The sequence below is a fragment of the Streptomyces sp. NPDC000075 genome, from assembly GCF_040301925.1.
GTDB classification, from domain to species: Bacteria; Actinomycetota; Actinomycetes; order Streptomycetales; family Streptomycetaceae; genus Streptomyces; species Streptomyces polychromogenes.
Window position 1 is genome coordinate 132,633 of sequence record NZ_JBEPFL010000005.1, and the last position, 24,144, is coordinate 156,776.

Annotated in this window: 26 protein-coding genes and 1 pseudogene; 8 read left to right on the forward strand and 19 right to left on the reverse strand. The window is 71.9% G+C overall.

The window, feature by feature from the left end:
* Positions 1-143: 143 nt before the first annotated feature.
* From ABT403_RS08330 to ABT403_RS08345, 4 genes are read right to left on the reverse strand one after another with little or no spacing between them, the layout of a single operon-like run.
* Positions 144-761, reverse strand: coding sequence for a hypothetical protein (locus ABT403_RS08330; protein ID WP_344164099.1), 618 nt, complete (start codon positions 759-761; stop codon positions 144-146).
* A complete protein-coding gene (locus tag ABT403_RS08335; protein WP_344164102.1) occupies positions 748-2,379 on the reverse strand; it encodes a substrate-binding and vWA domain-containing protein in 1,632 nt (543 codons plus the stop codon). Before ABT403_RS08335 ends, ABT403_RS08330 begins: the two co-directional genes overlap by 14 nt.
* Positions 2,376-3,584, reverse strand: a complete 1,209-nt coding sequence (locus ABT403_RS08340; protein WP_344164105.1) for a toxic anion resistance protein — start codon at positions 3,582-3,584, stop codon at positions 2,376-2,378. The genes ABT403_RS08335 and ABT403_RS08340 overlap by 4 nt, the downstream gene beginning before the upstream one ends.
* On the reverse strand, positions 3,584-4,681 hold the full coding sequence (locus ABT403_RS08345; RefSeq protein ID WP_344164108.1) for a hypothetical protein: 1,098 nt from the start codon (positions 4,679-4,681) through the stop codon (positions 3,584-3,586). The genes ABT403_RS08340 and ABT403_RS08345 overlap by 1 nt, the downstream gene beginning before the upstream one ends.
* Before the next feature lie 138 nt (positions 4,682-4,819).
* On the opposite strand from ABT403_RS08345, the gene ABT403_RS08350 reads away from it, so the two are divergent.
* Complete coding sequence (locus tag ABT403_RS08350; protein WP_344164111.1) at positions 4,820-5,230, forward strand: hypothetical protein; 411 nt, start codon at positions 4,820-4,822, stop codon at positions 5,228-5,230.
* A 26-nt stretch (positions 5,231-5,256) separates the two neighbouring features.
* Here ABT403_RS08350 and ABT403_RS08355 read toward each other — a convergent pair whose 3' ends face one another.
* The 3 genes from ABT403_RS08355 to ABT403_RS08365 form a co-directional block, all read right to left on the reverse strand.
* Positions 5,257-5,643, reverse strand: a complete 387-nt coding sequence (locus ABT403_RS08355; protein WP_344164113.1) for a DoxX family protein — start codon at positions 5,641-5,643, stop codon at positions 5,257-5,259.
* A 35-nt stretch (positions 5,644-5,678) separates the two neighbouring features.
* The gene (locus ABT403_RS08360; RefSeq protein ID WP_344164116.1) at positions 5,679-6,155 is read right to left on the reverse strand and encodes a carboxymuconolactone decarboxylase family protein; all 477 of its coding nucleotides are present in this window, start codon (positions 6,153-6,155) and stop codon (positions 5,679-5,681) included.
* Between the two features lie 157 nt (positions 6,156-6,312).
* Positions 6,313-6,840, reverse strand: coding sequence for a MarR family winged helix-turn-helix transcriptional regulator (locus ABT403_RS08365; RefSeq protein WP_344164119.1), 528 nt, complete (start codon positions 6,838-6,840; stop codon positions 6,313-6,315).
* 50 nt (positions 6,841-6,890) lie between these two features.
* Here ABT403_RS08365 and ABT403_RS08370 point away from each other — a divergent pair, with 50 nt between their 5' ends.
* On the forward strand, positions 6,891-7,310 hold the full coding sequence (locus tag ABT403_RS08370) for a carboxymuconolactone decarboxylase family protein (protein WP_344164122.1): 420 nt from the start codon (positions 6,891-6,893) through the stop codon (positions 7,308-7,310).
* A gap of 408 nt (positions 7,311-7,718) precedes the next feature.
* Positions 7,719-7,787 (forward strand): annotated as a pseudogene (locus tag ABT403_RS39015) (DNA alkylation repair protein); the annotation flags it as partial.
* Positions 7,788-7,790: 3 nt separating this feature from the next.
* Here the strand turns inward: ABT403_RS39015 and ABT403_RS08375 are convergent.
* From ABT403_RS08375 to ABT403_RS08385, 3 genes are all read right to left on the reverse strand, one after another.
* Positions 7,791-8,081 (reverse strand): MTH938/NDUFAF3 family protein, encoded by a 291-nt coding sequence (locus ABT403_RS08375; RefSeq protein WP_425580248.1) that lies wholly within the window; start codon positions 8,079-8,081, stop codon positions 7,791-7,793.
* 77 nt (positions 8,082-8,158) lie between these two features.
* Complete coding sequence (locus ABT403_RS08380) at positions 8,159-8,530, reverse strand: hypothetical protein (protein ID WP_344164128.1); 372 nt, start codon at positions 8,528-8,530, stop codon at positions 8,159-8,161.
* 14 nt (positions 8,531-8,544) lie between these two features.
* A complete protein-coding gene (locus tag ABT403_RS08385; protein ID WP_344164131.1) occupies positions 8,545-9,801 on the reverse strand; it encodes an NsdA family TPR-like regulatory protein in 1,257 nt (418 codons plus the stop codon).
* A gap of 310 nt (positions 9,802-10,111) precedes the next feature.
* Between ABT403_RS08385 and ABT403_RS08390 the strand changes: the two genes are divergently transcribed.
* Positions 10,112-10,369 (forward strand): hypothetical protein, encoded by a 258-nt coding sequence (locus tag ABT403_RS08390; protein WP_344164134.1) that lies wholly within the window; start codon positions 10,112-10,114, stop codon positions 10,367-10,369.
* Between the two features lie 521 nt (positions 10,370-10,890).
* Here ABT403_RS08390 and ABT403_RS08395 read toward each other — a convergent pair.
* On the reverse strand, positions 10,891-11,292 hold the full coding sequence (locus tag ABT403_RS08395; protein ID WP_344164137.1) for an SCO4983 family protein: 402 nt from the start codon (positions 11,290-11,292) through the stop codon (positions 10,891-10,893).
* A gap of 135 nt (positions 11,293-11,427) precedes the next feature.
* Positions 11,428-12,639 carry a pyridoxal phosphate-dependent aminotransferase gene (locus tag ABT403_RS08400; RefSeq protein ID WP_344164140.1) on the reverse strand — a complete coding sequence of 404 codons (1,212 nt, stop codon included), beginning with the start codon at positions 12,637-12,639 and terminating at the stop codon, positions 11,428-11,430.
* A 379-nt stretch (positions 12,640-13,018) separates the two neighbouring features.
* Here ABT403_RS08400 and ABT403_RS08405 point away from each other — a divergent pair, with 379 nt between their 5' ends.
* Complete coding sequence (locus ABT403_RS08405) at positions 13,019-13,576, forward strand: hypothetical protein (protein ID WP_344164143.1); 558 nt, start codon at positions 13,019-13,021, stop codon at positions 13,574-13,576.
* Between the two features lie 33 nt (positions 13,577-13,609).
* Positions 13,610-14,179 carry a GNAT family N-acetyltransferase gene (locus ABT403_RS08410; protein ID WP_344164146.1) on the forward strand — a complete coding sequence of 190 codons (570 nt, stop codon included), beginning with the start codon at positions 13,610-13,612 and terminating at the stop codon, positions 14,177-14,179.
* Here ABT403_RS08410 and ABT403_RS08415 read toward each other — a convergent pair.
* The 5 genes from ABT403_RS08415 to ABT403_RS08435 form a co-directional block, all read right to left on the reverse strand.
* The gene (locus ABT403_RS08415; RefSeq protein ID WP_344164149.1) at positions 14,166-14,618 is read right to left on the reverse strand and encodes a nitroreductase/quinone reductase family protein; all 453 of its coding nucleotides are present in this window, start codon (positions 14,616-14,618) and stop codon (positions 14,166-14,168) included. The two genes, ABT403_RS08410 and ABT403_RS08415, sit on opposite strands and share 14 nt — an antisense overlap.
* A 153-nt stretch (positions 14,619-14,771) precedes the next feature.
* Positions 14,772-14,957 carry a hypothetical protein gene (locus ABT403_RS08420; RefSeq protein WP_344164152.1) on the reverse strand — a complete coding sequence of 62 codons (186 nt, stop codon included), beginning with the start codon at positions 14,955-14,957 and terminating at the stop codon, positions 14,772-14,774.
* An 80-nt stretch (positions 14,958-15,037) separates the two neighbouring features.
* On the reverse strand, positions 15,038-16,048 hold the full coding sequence (locus ABT403_RS08425; RefSeq protein ID WP_344164154.1) for a YdcF family protein: 1,011 nt from the start codon (positions 16,046-16,048) through the stop codon (positions 15,038-15,040).
* Between the two features lie 79 nt (positions 16,049-16,127).
* Complete coding sequence (locus ABT403_RS08430) at positions 16,128-17,708, reverse strand: N-acyl-D-amino-acid deacylase family protein (protein ID WP_344164157.1); 1,581 nt, start codon at positions 17,706-17,708, stop codon at positions 16,128-16,130.
* Between the two features lie 14 nt (positions 17,709-17,722).
* Positions 17,723-19,003 (reverse strand): amino acid deaminase, encoded by a 1,281-nt coding sequence (locus tag ABT403_RS08435; RefSeq protein WP_344164160.1) that lies wholly within the window; start codon positions 19,001-19,003, stop codon positions 17,723-17,725.
* 215 nt (positions 19,004-19,218) lie between these two features.
* Here ABT403_RS08435 and ABT403_RS08440 point away from each other — a divergent pair, with 215 nt between their 5' ends.
* Positions 19,219-19,626: a RidA family protein gene (locus ABT403_RS08440; RefSeq protein ID WP_344164163.1), complete on the forward strand. Its 408-nt coding sequence runs from the start codon at positions 19,219-19,221 to the stop codon at positions 19,624-19,626.
* Positions 19,627-19,682: 56 nt separating this feature from the next.
* Here ABT403_RS08440 and ABT403_RS08445 read toward each other — a convergent pair whose 3' ends face one another.
* The gene (locus ABT403_RS08445; RefSeq protein ID WP_344164166.1) at positions 19,683-21,020 is read right to left on the reverse strand and encodes a M14 family metallopeptidase; all 1,338 of its coding nucleotides are present in this window, start codon (positions 21,018-21,020) and stop codon (positions 19,683-19,685) included.
* 136 nt (positions 21,021-21,156) lie between these two features.
* Positions 21,157-22,854, reverse strand: coding sequence for a chitinase (locus tag ABT403_RS08450; protein ID WP_344164169.1), 1,698 nt, complete (start codon positions 22,852-22,854; stop codon positions 21,157-21,159).
* 396 nt (positions 22,855-23,250) lie between these two features.
* Between ABT403_RS08450 and ABT403_RS08455 the strand changes: the two genes are divergently transcribed.
* Complete coding sequence (locus tag ABT403_RS08455; protein WP_344164171.1) at positions 23,251-24,141, forward strand: hypothetical protein; 891 nt, start codon at positions 23,251-23,253, stop codon at positions 24,139-24,141.
* The last annotated feature ends 3 nt before the right edge of the window (positions 24,142-24,144 follow it).

Sequence of the window (24,144 nt, forward strand, 5' to 3'; positions counted from 1 at the left end):
GATGCCGCAGGCCACCTGAACGTGGGAGTCCCCGACCAAGGTTCTCCCACCGCTGTGGGAATCCCCGACCAAGGCTTTCCCATCGCAGCACACGCCCGACGACGAGCGGCGGCCACTGTCCCGGCCGCCGCCCGTCCCGCCCCTCAGGAGCGCCCGCGCTCCTCGAGGTAGGTCGTGTGCGTCTGCTGACGGCGGGCCTCCCTGTCCTGGAGGCCCGCCGTCAGGCGTTCCGCCTCCTCGGACAGCACCGTCAACTGCCGCTCCAGGTGCCGCTCCGGCGACTCCCCGCCCGGCGTCAGCCGGGTCCACCAGCGGGTCCGGTCGTAGGTGTCCACGCACTCCGGGACGTCCAGCCGGATCGCCCGCGACAGCGCGTGCACCGCGTCCGGCTCCGTGGCCAGCGCCTCCGAGACCCAGCCCGGCTCCAGCAGCGCCGCGTACAGGTCCAGCAGCCCGCCCAGCCGCCCCCCGGCCGCCGGCGCGAGCTCCACCTCCGCGATGTAGTCCCGCAGCCGGCCCAGGTCCTCCCGTAGGACACCCAGCCGCTCGGCCGTCCCCGGGAACACCGGGACGGGGGCCCGCTCGGGCGGGGCGACCAGCGCCCCCGCCGCGTACAGGCCCGCGATCACCACCGGCCAGTACGCACCCGCCACCCCGGCTACGGTCAGCCCCAGGCCCACGAGGCCGCAGACGCCGCCCGCCAGGTTCTTCTTCGACTCCAGATACCCCAGCGCCCGCGCCAGGGCCCTATTGGTAGCCACGGATCTCCTCGAAGGCACCGTCCAGCGAGCTGTTGCCCTTGGTCGCGTCGAAGAGCCGGCCGCCCGTCAGCTCGGTGATGTGGGAGAGCTCCTTGCGGTCCGAGTCCCCGAACAGCACCGCGAAGACCGGGGTGTGCTTCTGCCCCTCGGGCAGGCCGGCGTAGAAGGAGTCGAAGTCCCGCACCTTGTCCCCGCTCTCCCCGTCCGTCATCAGCACGATCGAGGTGAACGCGTCGGCGTTCCCCTTGCCCAGGTGCTGGTAGGCGGCCTTCAGGCTCCCGTACACCGCCGTACCCCCGTCGGGACGCAGCGACTTCACGTCACCGCGGATCGCGTCCAGCGCCGGGCCCGGGTTGCCGGGCTCCACCACGTGCGTCAGCACCTGCTTCACCCCGTCACCGAACGGCAGCAGCGTCACCTCCTCACGGTCGCGGAACCGCTGACCGGGGCCCGAACTCCCCGTCCCGGTCAGGTCCGTGAGCGCGTCGCGCAGCCGGCCGATGCGGTTGTCGTCGCCCATCGAGCCGGAGGTGTCGAGCACGTACACGGTGCGCGACGGCCGGCGCAGCTCGTTCTCGTACGAGGCCAGCAGCCCGTCGGCGACCGCACGCGAGCCCGGGAAGGGCAGCTCGCGGCGCTTGTCCGCGTCCAGCCCGGCGGCGGGGGCCACCCCGGCCGCCACCGGCCTGCGGAAGGTCTTCTCGGTGATGGCCTTCTGCGCCGCGTCGCCCCGCAGGTACTCCGTCAGCCGCCGCCCCGACTCCCGGGCCCCGGCGGGGGAGGAGGTCAGGAGGGTCAGCGGGTAGTGGGCGGTGACCACGCCGTCCTTGGGGCGGATGACGGTCAGCGGCGCCTTGGCGTCCTTGTTCACGGAGAGCAGGACCGACTCGTAGTTCACGAGGGCGTCGACGTCCCCGCGCCTGGCGTACGCCGTCGCCAGCCAGCCCGAGGAACCGGAGGTCAGCTTCTGCCCGTTGAAGAACCCCTTCAGGCGGGGCTGCGCCTTCCGCACGTCCTCGGCGGTGAGCGCCGCCTGGGCCCCCGAAAGCCCCGAGGCCACCGAAACCAGGGCCGAGAAACCGGAGTTGGAGCGGACGGGGTCCGTCATCCCGTACGTCAGCCTGCCCGCGGCCACGGCCTCCTCGACCGCCGACCAGGTCACCTCCTGCGGCTTCCAGCCGAGCCGGGCCAGCGCCTCCGGCCGGACGCCCAGCGCGACCGGCGAGGACATCACCGGGGTCTCGTTGGCGAGCTTCGCGGCCGCCTCGGGGCGCAGGCGCAGGTAGTCGTTGGAGGAGAGCCAGATCGCGTCGTACCGGCCGTCCGCCTTGCCCGAGGACACCTGCTCGGCCGCGTCGAGCGTCCCCGACCAGGTGAAGTCGACGGCGACGCCGGTGGCGGTCTCGGCGTCCTTGAGGACCGGCGCCATGTCGGCGAGCTCGCTGGACGCCAGGACGCGCAGCCGGCCCTCCTTGTACTCGGCCGCAGGCCTCCCCGAACCGGCCGACGGCGTGTCGTCCGGCGAGCCCCCCGCGCAGGCCGAGGCCCCCAGCAGGGTGGCGGCCAGCGCGACGGCCGCCGCGAGGCGTCTGCGCATCCGCGCGGTGTGCCGCCTCATCGGTCGCCCCCTTCCAGGGCGTTCGGCGTACGGGTCCGGGCCAGGTACGCCGAGGCCGCCTGGAGTTCGCCCGTCAGGGACTCGACCGTCGCCGCCATGTTCTCCGTGGCCTGGACCTTGAAGGAGTCGATGGCGTCGAGGGTCTTGTAGATCTGCCCGAAGGCCGTGCGCAGCGTCTCCACCCCGACCGCCGGGTCCGCGGCGATCCGCTGGATCTCCCCGCTCTGCTGGGCCAGCATCTCGGCGTTCCCGCGGATCAGCTCCTCGGTGGTCCCGCGCAGGGCGTTGACCTGCTCGATCACCTTGCGCTGGCCGTCGAGGGCCGAAGCCAGCATCACCGCGATGCGCAGGGCCGAGACGGTGGTGGTCGCGGCCCGGTCGACGCCCTTGATCAGCTCGTCGTTGTTGCGCCGGACCACGTCCATGGCCAGGTAGCCCTGGGCGCAGACGGCCAGCTGCGTCAGCAGGTCCTGGTGCTTCTGGCGGACCGGGAACAGCACGTCGGAGCGGAGCGCGTCCGCCTGGCCGGGATCGGTGCGTTCCGCCTCGCTGATCCGCTCCTCGACGGCCGCGTCCAGGGCCTCGGTGAGGACCGCGTACTCCTGGAGCCTGCCCATGGTCTCCCAGAGCCGGGCCCGCTCGGTGTGCAGGGCGGCGTTGTCGCGGCGCAGCTCGTCCTGGCCGCCGAGCAGGGCCTGCACGATCCGGTTGAGGGTGTCCTGGGCGGAGGCGTACTTGGCGACGTGGTCGCGCAGCCGGTTGCCGCCCGGCAGCTTCGCCAGCAGCCTGCGGGCCCCCTTGGCGGGGGCGCCGGCCTGCGGGTCGAGGTCCTCGACGGTCCGGCGCAGCTCGACGAGGGAGCCGGCGACCCGGGCCTGGGCGTCACCGCCGCCGTCCGGGCCGATCGAGCGCACGGCCCGCTCCAGCATCCGGTTGGACTGGTGGGCGGCGGTGCGCATGTCGGCGGAGCCGAGGGCGGTGATGTCGTGGATGCGGGTGGCGAACTCGGGGGAGCGCGTGTCGATCCCGGAGAGCTGGCCGACGTACTCTCCGGCCCGGCGCGACATCTCGTCGCGTACGCCCTCGTCCAGCGGGACCAGGCCGGAGGCTTGCTCCCGCTTCACGGTGGGCACGGGCTCGGGCGCGGTCAGGACGAGCGGGCTGCCCGCGTCGTCCCCGGGCGGCGTCAGCGGAGTCGTCGTCATCAGTGGTCCCCCTGGCCCTTGGCGCGGGCGGCCATCGCCATCAGCGCCTTGACGGTCGGAGCGCCCACCTGCCGGATCCCCGTCAGGCCCGGGTTGAGGTAGCCGGCGTAGGGCGCGGTGGCGGCGGTGAACTCGGCGACGCCCTCCTGGGGGCGGAACCCGTGGCGGACGGCGAGCCGGCGCAGCTGCGGGTCGGTGGCCAGGAGGGTGCCGAGTTCCCCGCTCTTGTCGTTGAGCGGGACGAAGGTGTGCGGGGAGTTGACGGTGGTGTCCGGGTAGAGGACGACCATGCCGCCCAGCTCGGCGTTGGTCTGCTTCTGCATCAGGAGGGAGGCCACCTGTGCCTCGTAGGCGAGGACCAGCGGCTCCCCGCTGCCGCTGACGAAGGAGCGGAAGGGGCCGTCGGTTGAGGTCTCCAGGGCCCCCTGGACCTCGATCAGCTTGCGTAGGAGCGGTGCCGTGCGGGTGATCCCGGCGTCGTCCGACACGACCGTGCCGCCGTTGGCGACGTTGGAGGTCGCGGCGAGGAACAGGGCGCCGGAGTTGGAGGCGGCCGGGTCGGTGGTCTTGATGAACAGGGTGCCGGTCAGCTCGGTGTAGGCGGCGGAGCCGTTCAGCTGCTGCCAGGTGCGGTCCTCGCCGGCGGCCTTGAGGTAGGGGCCCGTCAGGAGGGTGCCGGAGTTCTTCCCGTTCATCTTGACCAGCCCGTTGTCCGCGAGGACCTTCGCGGCGTTGGCCCGGGCGAGGACGACGAGGGGGGAGAAGAAGGGCTTGGCGGTCTGTGCCCCCTTGACCCCGGCGGCGGCCTCGATCTCCTGCGCGGGTTCACTGCTGCTGGGGAAGGCGAAGTCGAACTCCTTGAGGGCCAGCCGGTCCATGGCCCAGGAGCCCGAGGTCTCCGTCTTCACGGTGTAGCCCTTGTCCGCAAGGGCCTTGACGACGTCGGGATCGCGGAAGAACTCGGACTTCTCCGATCCGATGACGCCACGCACGGTCTTCGTTGCCGTGCCCTCTGCCGCGTTCCCCCCGAGGACGATGACGGCGATCACGCCGCCCGTCAGGAGGACCGCCAGAGCGATTCCAAGGATGCGTCTCACGGGTGCAGCCTGCTCACGGAAACCCACATTCCGCGAGGAGTCGGGTGAACGGGAGGTGTCCAGGCGGTCCCGCTTCGAAATGCTGTGTGAGTGGGCGGGTGCTGGCGGCGTGCCTGCCGTACCGGGAGGATCGGGGGCATGGCACTGAAATGGCAGGGCTGGGTGGTCGGCCTCGTCGGCCTGGCCGGGCTCCTGGTGTTCGCCCCGCTGGGCCTGTACGTCTGGGCCAGCGGCCCGCCGTCCCAGCCGGCCGCCGCGGCCGTCCCGCCGCCGCGGGTCGAGGTCACCGACTGCCGCGTCGACCCGGCGAGCCGGCGGGTCCTGGCGGTGGTGGAGGCCCGGGGCGGTCAGGGCTCGTACGTGGTCACGGTCGAGTTCCGCGACCGCAGGCCGCCCCTGCCGGACGCCCGCACGTCCCAGTCGCTGGTCCGCCTCCCGGGGCTCACCCCGACCACCCCGCCGGCCCGCACGGAGGCCGTCGGCCCGGTCTGGCCCCCGGCGACGGTCCCGTGGTGCGGGGTGGCGGGGGTGGCGGCGACACCCGGCTGAGGCGGCCGTGCCGCCGGGCGCCGCCGTCAGCCGGTGAAGGACTCGGGGCCGAAGCGCCCCCACGCCACGAAGGCGGCGAGGAGGACGTAGACCAGGTCCACCACCACGAGCTTGGGCTCGTGACGGCGGAAGCGGACGACCGCCGCACCCAGCATGAGCAGCACCAGCCCGAGGGCGGCCAGCGGCACCAGAACCGGCGCGACGTCGAGTACGGCGGGCAGGACCAAGCCCACCGCGGCCAGGACCTCAAGGGCGCCGATGGCCTTGACGCCGCCGTCGCTGAAGTCCTCGACCCATCTGCCGCTGGAGCCGGAGGCGGCTATCTTCTCCTTCGGCGTGATCACCTTGAAGGCCCCGCCCAGCAGGTAGGCGGCGGCGAGCAGTCCGGTCACGATCCACAGGGCGATGTTCATCGGGTGTGTCCTTCGGGGCTGGGGGAGCGGATCCGTCAGTGCTCGTACTGGCCGGGCTCGTAGCCGCCGGCCGGCGTCCGCACGATGACGTTGCCGCGGTTGAAGGCGTTGATGAGGGCGATCTGGGTGACCAGGGCGCCGAGCTGGTCCTCGTCGAAGTGCTTGGCCGCGTTGCCCCAGACCTCGTCGCTGACGCCGCCGGCGGCGTCGGCGATACGGGTCGCCTCTTCGGTCAGCTCCAGGGCGGCGCGCTCGGCCTCGGTGAAGACCGTGGCCTCCCGCCAGGCCACCACGAGGTTGAGGCGCACGGCGGTCTCGCCGGCGGCGGCGGCGTCCTTGGTGTGCATGTCGATGCACCCGGCGCAGCCGTTGATCTGGCTGGCCCGGAGCATCACGAGCTCGCGCGTCGAGGCCGGCAGGGTCGACTCCCCGAGCGCCTTGCTCGCCGCGATGATGTGCTTCCACGCCTTGGCGGCGACCGGGTTGGCGAAGAGGTTCAGACGAGCGCTCATGGTGGACTCCATTGCCGTTGTTGTCGTTGCCCCCTCAAGACACCGCGTGTCGGCGGCCTGTGACACGACCCCGATGTGACCTGCGTCTCCCGCACGCCGAGCCGGCTCGGGCGCCTTCGGCTTGGGCGCCTTCGGCTCGGGCGCCTTCGGCTCGGGCTCAGGCGCCGCCCAGCCAGCTGGTCGCGTCCAGGCGGAAGGCCGTCTCCGGGGGGACGACCCGGCGCAGGCCGTTCTCGATGCCCCGCACCTGCTCGGCGCCCAGCGCGGCGACCCATTCCCCGCGCAGCTCGTCGAAGACGGCCGCCGAGCGGTGCAGGGCGGCCCGGCCGTGCGGGGTGAGGCGGACGAGCTTGCGGCGGGCGTCGTGGACGTCGTCGATCCGCTCCGCGTAGCCGAGCGCCACCAGCCGGTCGACCGTCTTGCCCGCCGCCTGCTTGGAGACACCGAGCCGCCGCCCGATCTCGCTCGCCGTCGCGCCTCCGGCGCCCACGGCCTGCATGGCGAAGCCATAGGCCGGACGCAGATCGGGATGCCCCTCCTCCGCGAGCCGGGCGTGCAGGCGGTCGATCAGGGTGCGGAACGCACCGAAGAGCAGGAGGGGCAGCTCGAAGCCGGGGGGATCGGAAACCTCCTTGCCCTGATCGACAACCTGCTTTACGTTTTCTCCACGGACATCGTCAACCATGTTGTCGATTCTATCCGCAGGCCGTCCCATCCACTGGTCCAGGAGCCGCCGTGAACGCCACCCCCCTGTCCGCCCGCGCCACCAACGCCGTCGCCCTGCTGAAGGAGTCCTCTCCGGAAACCCTGGAGGGCTTCCTCAAGCTCAGCGAGATCTTCGAGTCGACCACGCTCGACCCGCACTCCCGCGAGACGGTCATCCTGACCGTCGCCGCGCACAACCGGTGCGGCCTCTGCGTCGACATGCACGAGACCAAGCTCGCCGCCCTCGGCCCGGCACCGGCCCCCGAACGCCTCGACGCCGTACGCCGGTTCACCCTCCAGGCGCTCGCGACCACGGGCGCGGTGAGCGACGAGGAACTGGCGGCGTTCCAGTCCCACGGCTACACCCGCCGCAACGCACTGGAGGTCGTCCTCGGCATCGGCACGTACACGGTCTCCACCTTCGCCAACCGCCTGAACCGAGCGGACTAGACGACGCGGCCGGGACGGGGGCTATCGGGGTCTGACCCGGGCGGTCTCAGGGAGGGTTGGGGGTTTCCCGTCATTCTCATCGTCCTTCCGCGTCGGGCCGCCCTGTCAAGGGCGCTCCTTCGTCGCGTCGCTTCGCGATGGCCTTCGGCCACCCTTGACAGACCGACCCGCCACGAAAAGCCGAAGACTGCCGGGAACCCCCCAAAGGAACGGGACGGACGTTCCTTGGACATGCGGCGGGATCAGCGACCAGCCGGGCAGACCGGGACACGGCAGACCACCCATCCGGCCCGTCAGCCAGTAAGCCATGCCACCCCACGCATCAGATCGCTACGCGCTTCTCCCGTCTCAGCGTCCGGCGGCCGTCTGGGGCCGCTACCCGCACGACACGCCGCCAGGTCCAGCTGGGCGGTGTACGAGAGGCATGGCGACGACCACGGCGTGAACCTCGGCAAGCTGCGCGCGGTCGCGAAGAGGTGGTCAGCAGGTCGAGTGGAACAGCCCGCCGACCGCCTCGTCCGCACCCGCCAGCCGGTTGTAGAGCCGGACAGCCTCCCGCGTCTCCTCGACGTGCACGGCGACACCGGCTTCCCGCAGCACGAGCAGCGTCTCGGGCATGGTCTTCAACCGCCGGTCCATCCCCCGGCTGAGGACGACGACCGTGCAGCCACGCTCCATCAGCTGCCGCACGTCCTCGGGCCGGATCCCCGGGTCGTGCCGGGTCCCGTACTCGTTCCAGTCCCAGGGCTTCCCGCCCCCTGGGTACAGCACGAAGTCCTTCCCCGGCGCGAGCCCTTCGACTTCCATCTCGCCCCAAGCGAGGTGAGTGATCACCGGCGACCGGTCCATCAGCCCCCTCCGCCCGCCTTCTCGATCGCTTCGAAGACGTCCGCGTCGGTCTCCTGCTGCCAGGCCGGAAGGTCAGGCCAGTCGGCGACGTAGCCCGGCTTCGGGGCGTCGAAGTGCCGGAACATCTGCGCGGTCCAGCAGACGGCGACGAAGCGCCCCTTCTGCTCCCGTGAGAGCCGGTCCGTCCTCCCGCCGCTGACCTCGATGAACTGCCGCACCTGCGCGTACACGGCCCCGGCCGCCTCGCGCTCCCACTGCGGGGTGTCGTCCCACGGGGTCACGTAACCGGCCTTCGGCTCACCCGGAAAATGCCGCCGCACCCCGGCGATCCAGGCTTCCCGGAACAACCGCGCTCCACCGGTCTCCGCCATGCCAACCCCTCTCGTCACGGTGCCCTCAGCGAGGCGATCTCCGCCCCCAGCTCCGCCACACGGTGGTCTCGGGCCAAGGGACCGAACTCGTCGCACAGGCTTCGGAGTCTACGGGCGATGTATCCCGATGATGATGCGCGGGCGAGATCGAGCGCTTCACGGGCGTACGTCGCGACCTGCTCAGGATCCCGACGCTTGACGCCGATCACGGCCAGATCGGCCAGCACTGCTCCCCTTCGGCGATACGAGTGGCCGAAGGCCAGTGCGCTTTGGGCCAACGCCTTGAGGAGTACCTCTTCTGCGAGGTCGAAACGACCTAGCTGCACGTACCGCGCACCGCGTTCCTCGGCGAGCCGGGTGCCTTCGAACCGGAGCCACCCGCCATTCGAGCTGTTGTCAGGCAGGTGCTGTACCTCGTCGGCTCGTGCGAGGGCCCGCTCGCACCCTGTGAGATCACCCAATCCAGCCAGTACCTCTGCCTGTACCGAGGCGACCCAGTGGCGGGTGGACAGAGCGCTATCGCCCCGGGCCGCAACGATCTCTGCCGCACGCAGGACGTCAGCTGCCTCGCGGTACCTCTTCTCGGACACGTCCACGTACGCGTGGCGTACGAGTGCACATGCCCACAGGTCGTACGCCCCGGCTTCCTTCCCTACCGAAGCCGCTAGGGCATAGGAGGCTGCCGCGTCCACATACCGGTCGGAGTCGAAGGCGACTTCGCCTGCCAGCTGGAAGAGGTCGGCGGCTGAGCTGAGGAGAGGAACCGAGTTGCCGTTTCGGCCCCGGGAAAGAGCTTCCTTCAGTGTGGCCAATTGATCACGAACGACGGGATAAACCGCTCCCTTGGTTCGCGCGAGCTGGTAGACCTGCCACAGGTGGCTGTTCATGCGGGCGAAGTCTTCTGGGTTCCCTCTGTGCACGCCATCGGCGAGAGCCTCTGCCTCGTCGAGCGGCAGGGCGCTCAGCGCGCCGCTAACGGTGAGTATGCGGAGGAACTCGCGGCGGATCATCTCGTCGGGGTCTCCCACGCTCGGGTGGTCAGTGGATTTCGGCTCCGCGTCCCCCTGGCCTGCTGCTTGTGACGGTGGCAGGAGGACTTCCAGTTCCTGAAGGCTGAGGCCCAGGGCGCTTGCCAAGCATGGCCGTTGGCATGGTTGCGGCGCGGTCTTGCCGCCTTCCCAGCGCCCAACCGTTGTACGGTCCACGCCAAGCAACTCGGCCAATTTCTCCTGACTGTAACCCAGGGTCCTGCGTCGTTCCGCCAGTCCCATGCGACCCCTTCTCGCGCCCTTGGCCCTTTCGGGCCCCACGCACGGATCTGCATCAAGCCTGCCGCATGGCTGCCGTGGAGGTACCCGATTCGCTCCGCTTTCCTGGAGGTTGTCGCAAGCAACATGACTTGTGGAATGCGGAGGGGTTCAGGCATGCCAACGTTCCACGCCGATCGGAGTAACGGCCACGAAGCCGCGACGGACATCGCCTTGTCCAGAGTGAGAGCCGTAGGCGACCCCAGCAGCGAGCTCTTGGACCGTGCGCTCGCCGGCTGGCAGCGCTTCCTGGCTACCTTCGAGGCGGCGCCCGATGAGTGAGCAATACGAATACGTCCCACACCGCCTCCTGCGCCGTCGTGTGCGCGACATCGCCTCCGGCGCCGAAGGTGTCCTGATGGCCGTGATCAACGAGAACGTCTCCGACTCCGCCGACTACGACCGCTGGATGGAACTGGCCTACATCCGGGGCGCATCCGGCCGCGAATTCACCACCGCCGTCGCCAACGTCGAGCCCGCCTATGACCAGCCCCAGAAGGCCCGCAGCCGCCGAGACGTGAGAAGCGCGTAGCGATCTGATGCGCCCACCGCTCCCGGATGCCTCTCTGATCGGCATGTCGTGCAGGTAGCGGCCCCAGACGGCCGGTGGACGCCGAGACGGGAGAAGCGCGTAGCGATCTGATGCGTGGGGTGGCCCAGATTGCTGCTCATGGGGGCCGGATGTGTGGTCTGCCGGCCCCCGGCCTGCCCGGCTGATCCCTGACACGGCCGCATGCCCCATGAACGTCCGTCCCGTTTCTTTGGGGGTTTCCCGGCAGTCTTCGTTTTTCCGTGGCGGGACGGTCTGTCAAGGGTGGCCGAAGGCCATCGCGAAGCGACGCGACGAAGGAGCGCCCTTGACAGGGCGGCCCGACGCGGAAGGACGATGAGACTGACGGGAAAGCCCCAACCCTTCTCTGAGACCGCCGAGTGAGGCCCCGCCCTCTCCGGCCCCTCGCGGAGGAGATGGCGGGCCCGCGCCGCGAGGGCGCCCGGCCCCGCCGAGGTGTATGGCGCCCGGTCCGGAGCCTCCGCGGCCCCGGACCGGGGCCGTTAAGGGGCGCCGACCGGGTTGGCGGCGGCGGCGTGGGCGTCCATGCGCTGGGCGGCGAGGATGGCCACGGCGGTGTCGGCGCGGGAGGCGGCGACGAGGAGGGCGCGGGCGGCGAGGTCGTGGGCCCGGCGGTGGAGCGTGAGGGTGTCGGCGCCCTGGGGCGGGGCCGGGTGGGCGACCCGTACCGGCTGGGAGCCGCGCAGGCGGGCCACCTGCTCCGCGATGCGGGCGGCGCCGCCGTCCTCCAGCCCGAGCTCGTCGGTGACGGCGAGCAGGGCCGCGAGGTGTCCGGCGAGCTGGATGTCGAGGGCTTCGCCCCGGCTGCTCTGCGGGTACTGGGGTTCGCTGCGGCTGCCGTCCACGACGTGGACGGCCGACTTGGAGCGGATCGGCTCGTACATGAGGAGGCCTCCTGCGGGGTCAGGAGACCATCCTACCTTGGATCCGTTCTAAAGTTGAGCTGTATCCGGACTCTGGGACGCCATCCCCGGACGCCATCCGGGCCCCATCCCCGGACGCCGCCCCCCGAAGCCCCCTCAGTGCTGGCCGTAGCCGTCCAGGAAGCGGCCGATGCGGGTCACCGCGTCCGCGAGGTCCTTCGAGCTGGGCAGGGTCACGATCCGGAAGTGGTCCGGTTCGGGCCAGTTGAAGCCCGTCCCGTGCACGACCATGATCTTCTCGGCCCGCAGCAGGTCGAGGACCATCTGCCGGTCGTCCTTGATCTTGTAGACGGCCGGGTCCAGCTTCGGGAACAGGTACAGCGCGCCCTTGGGCTTGACGCACGTGACGCCCGGGATCTGGGTGAGCAGGTCGTACGCCGTGTCGCGCTGCTCCAGCAGCCGCCCGCCCGGGAGCACCAGGTCCACGATCGACTGCCGGCCGCCGAGCGCGGTGGCCACCGCGTGCTGCGAGGGCATGTTCGCGCACAGGCGCATGTTCGCGAGGATCGTCAGGCCCTCGATGTACGAGGCGGCGTGCTTCTTCGGGCCGCAGACCGCCATCCAGCCGGCCCGGTAGCCGGCGACGCGGTAGTTCTTGGACAGGCCGTTGAAGGTGAGGACCATCAGGTCGGGCGCGATGGCGGCGGTGTTGGTGTGCGTGGCGCCGTCGTAGAGGATCCGGTCGTAGATCTCGTCCGAGCAGACGATCAGGTTGTGGCGGCGCGCGATGTCCGTCAGGCCCCGCAGCATCTCGTCGTCGTAGACGGCGCCGGTCGGGTTGTTCGGGTTGATGATCACGAGCGCCTTGGTGCGGTCGGTGATCTTGCGCTCGATGTCCGCCAGGTCGGGCATCCAGTCGGACTGCTCGTCGCACCGGTAGTGCACCGCCGTGCCGCCCGCCAGGCTGACGGAGGCCGTCCACAGCGGGTAGTCGGGCGCCGGGACCAGGACTTCGTCGCCGTCGTCGAGCAGCGCCTGCATCGACATCTGGATCAGCTCGGAGACGCCGTTGCCGAGGTAGATGTCCTCGACGTCCAGGTCGATGCCCTTGGTCTGGTAGTGCTGCATGACCGCGCGCCTGGCCGACAGCAGGCCCTTCGCGTCCCCGTAGCCGTGGGCGTTGCCCAGGTTGCGGAGCATGTCCTCAAGGATCTCCGGCGGGCAGTCGAAGCCGAAGGCCGCGGGGTTGCCGGTGTTGAGCTTGAGGATGCGATGACCTGCCGCTTCGAGCCGCATCGCCTCTTCGAGGACGGGTCCGCGGATCTCGTAGCAGACATTGGCGAGTTTCGTTGACTGGATCACCTGCATGACGGGAGCTTACGGGCCTCTTTGTTTGTCCGCTCGGGCATTCGGGCCGGACATCAGGGAGGCAAATGCCCCTTTTCAACTGATGGACGGGTGGGTTCCCCGTCCACCCTTTGAAACGGCGGCCGCCCGGCCGCCCGCACCTGCGGATCGGGTGGGGGCGGGGCCGGGCGAAGTGTTCCGGTGTTGCGCTCGTCACCCTGCGGGGTCACCCCCGCGTGTGCCGCCGCTCTACCCGCCGGTAGGGCGGCAGTTGGGCCCGGGCCCCGGTTCCGCCCCGTGGACCCGGATTGACGCACGGGATTCTTTAGGTGAGCCTTACCTTGCTTTCACGACCCGGTGCCCACCGGCGCCACCTCGCACTGACGGAGCCCGCCCCCTCATGTCCTCGCCAGCCGCCAGACTCTCCCCCCGCCCCGTCCGCCTGTACGACTCCTGGTGGACCGTGGCGGCGGGCGCGCTGTGCGCGCTGGTCGTCCTGGCGGCGGGGCTGTGGTGCTCCCTCCACGTGCGGGCCGACGCGGCCATGCACTCCGCGGCGCTCTTCGCGCACCTGGCCTCGCTGGTCCTCGGCTTCGGCGCGGTGCTGTCCGCGGACTACTACGGCCTCCTGTGGGTGACCGGCCGTTGCACCCTGGACGAGGTGGTCGCCGCGACCGGGCGCCTGCACGTGCCGATCTGGGCCGGCCTCGGGGGTCTCGTGGTCAGCGGGCTGATGCTCCACCCCGACGTCGACTCCCCGCTGACCCTCACCAAGCTCGGCCTGGTCGCCGCCCTCACCGTGAACGGCCTCCAGGCGGGCCTGCTCGGCCGCCGCCTGGCGGCGGTGGACGGGGAGACCGGCCGCGGGCTGCTGCTGTGGGGCGGGGTGACCGCCCTGGTCTCCCAGGGCTGCTGGTGGGGCGCGGTCGTCATCGGCTTCCTCAACACCAACACCTGACGGCCCCCGCCCCGCCGTGGCAGCATCGGCGCCATGCGCTACCGATACGCCACCGAGGCCGACGCGCCCGCCCTGGCCCGGCTCTTCGCCGCCAACCACCACGACGCCCTGACCGAGGAGCAGCGCACCGCACAGGGCTTCGTACAGGGCACCTTCGACGCCGCCACCCTCCGCGCCATGGCCGCCGCCGGTGAACTGCTGGTGGCCGACGACGGCGAGGGCCGCATCGCGGGCCTCCTCGCCCTGTCCGTCGCCGCTGACATGGCCGATCCGCCGGCGGCGGTGACCGGCCTGCTGCGGGCCCAGGCCGGTCTCGCCTGGCGCGGGCGCCCGCTGGGCGAGGTGCCGTGGCTGCTGTACGGGCCGGTCGTGGTCGACGCCGCCTTCCGGGGGCACGGGGTGGCCCGGGGGCTGTTCGCAAGGGCCGTCGAGGCGTCGGCGGGACGAGCGGAGGCCCTGGTCGCCTTCATCGAGGCGGGCAACGCCCCCTCCTGGCGGGTCCACGTGGACGCCTTCGGCATGACCCCGCTCGGCGACTACACCGTCGCGGGCCGCACCTACCACGCCGTGGCCACCCCCGCCGGGCCGGTCAGCCCTCGATGATCACCAGCGGGAGCTCCCGGGGCCGGGCGGAGGCGCGCTGGTCGTCGAAGCGCGGCCACAGCGCCGTCATCGCCTCCCAGTACGTCTCCCGCTCCTCCGGGCTCGCCGTCCGCGCCCAGGCCGCGAAGACCGACGTTCCCACCTGGACCCGGACCCCCGGGTGCGCGACGAGGTTCCCGTACCAGGAGGGGTGCTGCGGGCCGCCCGTGCCGGCGGCCACCACCAGCAGCCGGCCCGCGTCCCGCCCGTAGATCAGCGGGGTGCGCACCGCCCGTCCGGAGGTCCGGTCGAGGGTGGTGAGCAGGAGGGTCGGGACCCCGTGCCACAGGTGCCCGTCGGTACCGCCGCTCGACACGTACGTGCGGACGTGCTCCAGCCGGGGCCCCGGGCGGGGATCGGCGGGGTGCTCCCAGTCGACGGCGACGGCGACGCTGTTCATCTGACCTCCGTAGGGCGTCCCCCCTACGGCTAACGAGCCTTCACCGATTGTGGATGCGCCGCGCCCGCCACGCACCCCGGCGCCACGGGAAGGCCACGGCCCGGGGGCGTCCCCGGGCCGTGGCCCACAGCAGCGCGTCCGGCCGGCCGTCCGCTACGGCAGGTAGCGTTCGATGACGGACGGGCCCTTCTCCGCGATCAGCTTCCGCGCCTTCTCGACCCGCTCCGGAGTCGGGTCGTGTCCGGTCGCCATCACCAGGTCCTCAGGGTCGTACGGGCGCTCACCACCGGTGAAGAGCCGGTCCGACCGGGTGGGCTGCTCGTTGGTTTCACTGTCCATCGGATACCTCCTACGGTGCCCCAGGCCCCCATCCTCCGGCCCCGGCCCCAAGAACGCACCTCGGGCGGCCGTCCCGTGCCTCAGCGGGCGGCGAGCGTCGCCGCCGCGCCGATCGCGACCAGCAGCCCGCAGATCGACAGGTTCACCCGCCGGTGCTCCCAGAACACCGCGACGAACTCGCGCAGGGTGGCGCTCGGCCAGAAGTAGCGGGCCGTGGGCGAGCCCACGACCTGCCCGTTGACCCCCGCCTTGCGGGCCATCATCGCGGCCCGGAAGGCGTGGAAGTTGTTGGTGACGACCACGCACCGGTAGCCCGGGTCGTCCGCCAGCATGATCTCCTTCGAGAAGAGCATGTTCTCCTCGGTCGTCCGCGACCGGTCCTCCAGCGTGACGTGCTCGGCCGGGACGCCCTCCGCGATCAGCCAGTCCGCCATCGCCCGCGCCTCCGCGACCCGCTCGTCCGACCCCTTGCCGCCCGAGGTCAGCAGCACCGGCGGGCGCGAGCCCCGGGCCAGCTGGGCGGCGTAGATCTCCTGCCCCTTGCGCAGCCGCGAGGCCAGCAGCGGGGGCACCCGGTCCCCGCCGATCAGCCCGGAGCCCAGCATCACCACGTGGTCGACGTCCCCGCGCACCTTGATCCGGCCGTAGAGGAAGGCGTAGCCGAGGAAGCACAGGAAGACGAAGGAGACGTAGGCGACGACCAGCGTGAGGGTCGCCGCCATGCCGTTGAGGACGGTGGAACGGAACATGGGGACGACGATCAGCAGCGCGACCATCCCGAAGATCCCGAGCCCGGCGAGCAGCGACAGCAGGTTGGCCGGGCGGCGTCCCTCCTTGCGGATCATCGTCACGCCGTTGGCGATCAGGAAGCCGCCGATGGCCATGGTGCCGAGCGTGGGCGCGGCGAAGGCCAGGGCGATGATCGTCAGGGCCGCCCACCCCGGCAGCGCCGTCACCTGGAAGAGCAGGGCGGCCGAGAAGGTGATGAAGGTCAGCCCGAACAGCACCGCGTTGCTGAACCGTCGGCGGTCCTTGTACGCGCTGAAGCACAGGGCGAGGAAGAAGAGGGCGGGGAGGGCGAAGGCGGCCATGCCGTTCATCGTATGGGCCGGCCGCGGGCGGCGGTCCGGGACGAAGGCCCCCCGGACCTGCGGCGCGGCCCCGAACCCCCTACCGCCCGACGGGTGTTCTGCGGACGGACCGCCCGGCCAGCACGTCCGTCCGGCGCCCGTCCCGCATCACGAACCGGCCGTCGATCAGTACGTGCGGGATCCCGGCCGGCAGTCTGCGCGGGTCCTCGTACGTGGCCCCGGCCGCGACCGTCAGCGGATCGAAGAGCACCAGGTCGGCCCGGTAGCCCTCGCGGACCAGCCCCCGGTCCGGCAGCCGCAGCCGAGCCGCCGGCCGGCCCGACAGGTGCGCGACGCACTCCTCCAGCGAGAGCACGCCCAGTTCGCGCACGTAGCGGCCGAGGTAGTGCGGGAAGGTGCCGTACGCCCGCGGGTGCGGCTTCGCGCCGTGCAGGATGCCGTCCGAGCCGCCGGTGTGGACGCGGTGGCGCATGATCGCCCGCACGTTGCCCTCGTGGCCCACGTGCTGGAGGACGGTCGTGCCCAGCCGGTCCTCCAGCAGCAGCCGGCGGGCGCCCTCCCAGCCGTCGAGGCGGGTGCCGACGCGGTGCGCGTACGCGGGGTCGGCGGTCCCCGACACCTCCACCGACGACCAGTCCACCGGCACCCCGTGGCACCCGTCGGACCCCTCCACCTCCAGGGCGCGGCGGATCCGCGCGGCGGTGGCGTCGTCGGCCAGCCGGGCCAGCAGGGCCGCCGGCCCACCCTCGTGCGCCCAGCCGGGCAGCAGGGCGGCGAGGGTGGTGCAGCCGGGGGTGTACGGGTAGCTGTCGAGGGTGACGTCGGTCCCTTCGGCGAGCGCCGCGTCCAGCAGGGCCAGCAGTTCGGGGGCGCGGCCCTCGTTCTCGGCGAAGTTCATGGTGGCGTGCGCCAGGTGCAGGGCGCAGCCGGTCTCGCGGGCGAGGGCGAGCATCTCGGCGTAGGCGTCGAGGGCGCCGTGCCCGTACGAGCGGTGGTGCGGGCAGTAGTAGCCGCCGTAGCGGGCCACGACCGCGCACAGTGCGGCGAGTTCGGCGCCGGTGGCGTACATGCCGGGGGTGTAGGTGAGCCCGGAGGACATGCCGACGGCTCCGTCCTCCAGCCCCCGGGCGACCAGCCGGCGCATCCGGCCGGTCTCGGCCGGGGTGGCGGGCCGGTCCTCCCACCCGAGGACGTGGGCCCGTACGGTGCCCTGCGGGACGAGGTAGGCGGCGTTCACGGCGGTGCCGTGCCCGCCGTGGGCCCGGTCGATCCGGTCCAGGTACTCCCCGACGGTCCTCCAGTCGAAGTCGACGTCCTCCCCGGTGCCGTTCCAGCCGGCGATCGCGGTCCGCACCTCGGCGAGGGTCCGCTCGTCGACGGGCGCGTACGAGAGCCCGTCCTGGCCGAGGACCTCCAGGGTCACGCCCTGGGCGGCCTTCGCGCTGTGGTCCGGGTCGCGGAGCAGCGCGAGGTCGCTGTGGGCGTGCATGTCGACGAACCCGGGCGCGAGCACGAGCCCGTACGCGTCGACGGTCCGCCGGCCGCCGCCGGGCAGCCGCCCGACGGCGGCGATCCGCCCCTCGTGCACGCCGACGTCGGCGAGGCGGGAGGCCCCGCCGGTCCCGTCGGCGACGCGGGCACCGCGTATGACGAGGTCCATGACCGGCCTCCGGTCTAGAAGAAGGTCCGCACGTACTCGCGGACGGCCCCGTCGGAGCTGACGACGGGGATCAGCGGCCACTTCTCGAAGATGGTGCAGGGGTGCGACATGCCGAGTGCCACCCAGTCGCCGACCTGGACGTCGTCGGCGGAGCCGGTCTCCAGCCAGGCGTGCTGGTCGGACAGTTTGACGACCCGTACGCCGGTGGCCGGCCGCTCCTCGCCGGTGAGCGCGTCGCGGACGAGCTCGGCCTCGGGCAGTCCGAGGTCGTAGGCGATGTCGCGCTTGCCGGCGTTGACGAAGGCCTGGGTGGGGGAGGGGCGGGAGACGACCTGGGTCCAGAGCCGGAACGCGGGGCGCAGTGCGCCTTCCCCGGGGATCCGGTTGAAGGGGGTGAGGCGGGAGTACCAGCCGTGGTCGTGGGAGACGTAGGCGCCCGAGCGCAGCAGCCTGAGCACGGGCCGGGACAGCTCGGGCAGTTCCCCGAAGACGTCGGCGACGGCGTCGAACCAGGCGGAGCCGCCCGCGCTGACGACGATCTCCTCGACGTCCTCCCCGAACCTCCCGGCCTTGTCGAACTCCACGGCGAGGCCGGTGAGCCGGCGCAGCCAGGCGTGCACCTTCTCGGGGTCGGGGTCGGGGACCTCTGCCTCGTACCCGGCGATGCCGACGAGGCGCAGGGTGGGGGCGCCGGCGACGGCGTCGGCGACGGCCCGGCAGTCCTCGTCGGTACGGGCGCCGGTGCGGGCCCCCTCGCCGGCGCCGAGTTCGACGACGACGTCGACGCGGGCGGGCTGCCCCCGGAGGGCCCGGTCCATCAGCTCGACCCCGCGCACGGAGTCGACGTAGCAGACGAACCGGAAGGCGGGGTCGGCCGCGAGTTCGGCGGCGACCCAGCGCAGGGCGGCGGGGTCGACGAGCTCGTTGGCGAGGAAGATGCGCTGGATCCCGAAGGCGCGGTAGACGCGGGCCTGGTGGGGTACGGCGGCGGTGATCCCCCAGGCGCCGTGTTCGAGCTGGCGCTCGAAGAGCTGGGGGGCCATGCAGGTCTTGCCGTGCGGGGCGAAGGCGAGGTGGTGGCGGGCGGCGTACTCGCCGAGGACGGTGAGGTTGTGGGTGAGGGCGTCGGCGTCCAGGGTGAGGACGGGGGTGGTGAACCCGCCGTCGTGGAGGTCCCGGGCCTGTGCGGCGAGCTCGCCGACGCTGAGGCCGGCGGCCTCGGCGTCCGGGGGGAGGCCCTTGAAGCGGTGGTCGACGGGTTCGGCGGCGAGGCGTCGGACGGCGTCGCTGGGCATGGGGCCTCCTGGTGGTGCGGGTGGTGCCTGTGGTGTAACACCGCTGACGACGAGGGGTCAACGTCTCCCGGTTCCGGGGCGTCGCGCCCCTCCCCCGGCGACCGGGGGCTAGCGAACCGGTCGAACCGTCACCCCGCGTACCCCGCGGCGCTGACACCATCGGTGCGGAGCACCGCTCCGCACCGGACACCACGAACGAAGCAGAGGACGACCCCGTGAGCGAGAAGACCGCCGTCACCCCCGAGTCCCACCCCGCCCCGCCCGCGAAGTTCTCGCACGGCGTGCGCAAGGGCAACATCCTCCAGGTCGCCGGCCAGGTCGGCTACCTTCCCGCCGTCGCGGGGCAGCCGCCCGTCACCGCGGGGCCGGGGCTGCGCGAGCAGACCCTCCAGACGCTGGAGAACGTCCGCTCCGTGCTGGAGGCCGGCGGCGCGAGCTGGGACGACGCCGTGATGATCCGCGTCTACCTGACCGACACCGCCCACTTCGGCGAGATGAACGAGATCTACAACGCGTACTTCGACGAGCAGGGCGTCAAGGTCCCCGCCGCCCGCACCACCGTGTACGTCGGCCTGCCCGCCGGCCTGCTGATCGAGATCGACGCCCTCGCGGTGCTCGGCTGAGCAGCCGAAGGGGCGCCCCCCTGGCGGTGGGGCGCCCCGCGCCGGCCCGTCCGCGTCTAGACGCAGTACTGGGCTTCCTTGCCGATCGACCGGTACATGCAGTCCGCGTTCTCCAGCAGCTGGAGCACCGCGTCCTTGTTGCGCGCCGTCTCACGGTCGATGACCTCGTCCGGAGGGTAGAAGCCGCCGCCGCCACCGGTGTCGCTCGGGTACATCTCGAAGGTGTAGGCGAAGATCTTCTGGTTGCCCCACAGCCAGTCGTCGATCGTGCCGTCGGTGATGTACAGGTCGCTGGACTGCTCCGGCGTGTAGCCGTTGCTGGCGGCCATGCTGGTGCCGATCTTCTTGTAGACCGCGAGGTCGTCCGCGGTCAGGCCCGGCGCGGTGTCGTTGTACGTCCACCCGAAGGGCCACAGCACGAGCTCGCTGTAGGTGTGGAAGTCGATGGCGGCCTTGATCTGCTGCTTGCCGCCGACGATCCGGCTGCGCACGAAGTCGGAGACCACCTTGACCTCGGGAGCCGACGCGGCGGCCGGTCCGCGGTAGGTCTCGGAGCTCTTGCTGCTGCTGGAGCCGCCGCAGCAGCCCCACTTGTAGTCCCAGTTGCGGTTGAGGTCGGTGCCCACGGCCGTGGAGCCGGAGTTGGGCTGCCGGTTCTTGCGCCAGGAGCGGTAGGAGCCGGTGGCGATGTCGTACTCGCCGCCGTCCGGGTTGAGGTCAGGGACGATCCAGATCTCACGGTTGTTGACCATGTTGGTGATCCGGGAGTCGCTGCCGTACTTGGAGCCGAACTCCTGGAGCAGGTACAGGGCCATCTCGACGGTCAGGTGCTCGCGGGCGTGCTGGTGGGCGGTGAAGAGCACCTCGGGCTCGTTCTCGTCCGTGCCGACGTTGTCGCTGATCTTGATCGCGACGATGTCCCGGCCCTGGTACGACTTCCCGATGACCTGCTTGCTCATGATCCCGGGGTACTGGGCGATGCGCTGGTCGATCTCCGCGCTCGCCTCCGCGTAGTTGTGGTACTTGGAGTCGGCCGACGGGAAGTCCATCGGGCGGGTGGCGACGCCGCGCTCGGAGCGGTCCGGCGGGCCGGCCAGGGCGGTCAGCTTGTAGCCGCGGGCGCGCAGGGCCTTGGCCTGCGCGGGGTTCGCGCTGACCACGACCGAGCGGGCGTCCACCTCGTCGATGGAGACACCGCTGCTCAGCAGGGCGGTGCGCTCGGCGGCGGTGGAGGGGCCCTGGATCTCGTACTGGACGACCGACTCGTCCTGGGTGGCCGTCGACGGGGTGGGCGGAGGTGCCGCCGTCGCGCTCATGCCGTAGGCGGGTGCGCCGAGCGCGAGTGCCAGCAGGGCCGCCGTGACGGCGGCCCTCCGGCGGGTGTGGAGCCGCATGCGTTCTCCTGGGTGGGAGTGTGGGGGTAGCCGTGCGGACGCGCACAGCGTGCTCTCATGGCATGTCCCGGTCAATAGCCCCGGGCGTACCCGGCGCTGCGCACCGGACCGAATCAGCCACCCCCACACCTACCGCCTACGGCAGCCCGTGGACCTTCGGACCCACCGCGTTCGACCAGGTACTACCCGCCTTGGCGTCCCAGTTGGTCGACCAGGTCATCGCCCCGCGCAGTCCCGGGTAGGTCTTCGACGGCTTGAAGGACCCGCAGTTCGTCCCCCGGGCCAGGCAGTCCAGGGCGTTGTTCACGACGGCCGGTGAGACGTACCCGCTGCCCGCGCCGCTGGGGGAGGCCGGGACCCCGATGCCCACCTGCGAGGGGTCGAGCCCGCCCTCCAGCTGGATGCAGGCCAGCGCGGTGAGGAAGTCCACCGAGCCCTGCGAGTAGACCTTGCCGTCGCAGCCGTTCATCGCGCCGCTGTTGTAGTACTGCATGTTCACGACGGTGAGGATGTCCTTCACCGCCAGCGCGGTCTTGAAGTAGCCGCCCTGGGTGGACTGCATGTCGATGGTCTGCGGGGCCATCGTCAGGACCAGGGAGGGGCCCGCCTTCGCCGCCAGGGCGCGCAGTGCCTGGGTCATGTAGGTCGGGTTGAGCCCGTTCTCCAGGTCGATGTCGATCCCGCTGAAGCCGTACTCCCGCATCAGGGCCCAGGCGGAGTCCGCCAGGTTCGCCGCGGAGGCGGAGTCGTTGACCGAGATCGTGCCCTTCTCGCCGCCGATGGAGAGGACGACGGACTTGCCGGCCGCCTTCTTCGCCGCGAGGTCCGCCTTGAACTGGGCCACCGTGTAGCCGCCGAGGCCGGCCGAGTCGAGGTTGAAGGTGATCGCGCCGGGCGTGCTCGTGGCGTCGGCGAAGGAGACGGCGATGATGTCGTACTGGGCGGAGACGTCGGAGAGCTTCTGGACGGTCGCGCCGTTGTTGAAGTTCTGCCAGTAGCCCGTCAGGGCGTGCTTGGGCACGGAGGGGTTGGGGTTCGGGTTACCCCCGCCGCCGGTGGTGGTGCCGGTGACCGGCGGGGACTTGGGCCCCTCGCCGGCCGCGTTGTACGCGCTCACCTGGAAGGAGTACGAGGTGGCGGCGGAGAGCCCGGCGATCTGCGTGGAGGTGCCGGTGACCGTCTGGACGCGGACGCCGTCCTGGTAGACGTGATATCCGCCCGCCCCGCTGACCGCGTTCCACGAAAGGGTGAGCGCGGTGTCGCTCTGGCCGGAAACCGTGGCCGCCGAGGGGGCGCCCGGCAGGCTCGGGCCGGGGTCGGTGCCGCCGCCCCCGTCGGGTCCGAAGACGCTGAACTCGTCGACGAGGTAGGCCGGCTGGCCGTACCAGCCGTGCGTCCAGACGGTGACCTTGGTGGTACCGGGTCCGGTGGTGAAGGTGGTCGACAGCTTCTGCCAGCCGCCGCCCGAGCCGGGGGTCCAGGTGGAGACGTCCTGGGTGCCGGTGCCGGTCGCGCCCAGGTAGACGTACGAGCCCTGGACCTGGGTGCTGAGGGTGTAGGTGGAATTCGGCTTGACCGTGACGGTCTGGGCGCACTGGGCGTTGTCCTGGCCCGCCGGGGTGGCGCGCAGGGCGCCCGAGCCGGCGTAGACGGGCGAGGAGACGACGGTGCCCGAGCCGCCGGAACACGACCAGTCGGCGAGGCCGGACTCGAAGCCTCCGTTGCGGGCGACGTTGACGTCGGCGGCCTGGGCGGGGCCCGCCGCCAGGGCGGTGAGCCCGCCTGCGGCGAGGGTGGCCGCGACCGGCAGGGCGAGGGAGCGTATGCGGTTCACGTGGGCTCCGTGGGGGGAGTGAAGGGGGTGGAGCGGAAGGGGGTTCGAAAGGGGTCCCGAGGGCGGGGGAGTGGGGTTCCCCGCGACCGAAGGCTGGCGCAGCCAAGTTGGTCCAGACCAATCCCGCTGTCAAGGGTGTTTGCGAAGTGGCTTGAAATGAATGGGCGTCGGATCCCTGTTGTCCGGGTTTTTCGTCACCTGTGACATGTGCTTCCGGCACAGGAATCCCCAAGCCCCTGACCTGCTCGGGGTGACGCGGATATGGTGCTGGGGCAAGGGGGAAGGCGCGTCGGACGTTTGCGGTCGCGCAGTACCGTGCGCGTGCCGTTGGGCGCGTGCGCGTACGTGACGGCCGGGGGAACGGCCTTCGCGCACAGGGTGAACGGGGGGATTCGCGTGCCGACCGCCATCGCTGTCACCAGTGCCGACCTGGTGCTGCCGGCCCCCGACCGGCACACCCCCGGGGCCGCCGTCCTGCGCCCGCCCGGCGAGGCCGGCCTGGAGGACGCCCTCGCCGAGACCACCGCCCTGCTGGAGCGCCACGGCCACCTCGTGGCCCTTGTACCGCCCTGGCTGCCCCCGGCCACCGTCCGCCGGCTGCACACCGTCCGGGCCATCCTGGAAACCGACCGGATCGCGCTCCTCGACATCGACCTCCCGCCCCTGGGCACGGCCGTGCTGGCCCGTCAGCTGCGCCAGCTCACCGTCACCGACTTCAGCCCCGGCGTACTCGCCTCCGCCGCCCGGCTGCTGTCCCACTACGTCTACGCGGGCGCCCTGCTGGGCAGCGTCGCCAAACTGGACCGGGTCCCCGTCGGCCTCAAGGCGCACGCCCGCTCCTGGTCGCCGGGCGCCCAGTTCGCCGTACTGGCCCACCCGCAGCCGCACCTGGCCCGGCTCGGCGCCTCCGCCGCTCCCGCCCACGGGGGCGTGATCCCGCCCGGGCCCGCCTTCGCCACCCACCTCACCTTCGCCCGCGGCCAGCTCACCTCCGACTGGGTCGCGGCCGAACTGGCCCCGGCCTGGAAGGTCCAGGGGGTCATGGAGAACCCCCTCCCGGCCGACTCGGCGCGCTGGTGGGCCACCCCCAAGCTGGTCGAGTTCGCCGCGGCCATCCCGGACGTCTCCGTCCTCTACCAGCTCGTCGCCTCGGTCCGCCGCGAGCAGTGCCGCTGGTGCGGCTACGAGCTCATCGGCGACCGCTGCGGCTTCTGCGCCGCCCCGCTCGCCGCCCCACCGCCCGAGGACGCCGCCGCCTCACGGGCCCGCGCCCGCACCGGATCCTGACCG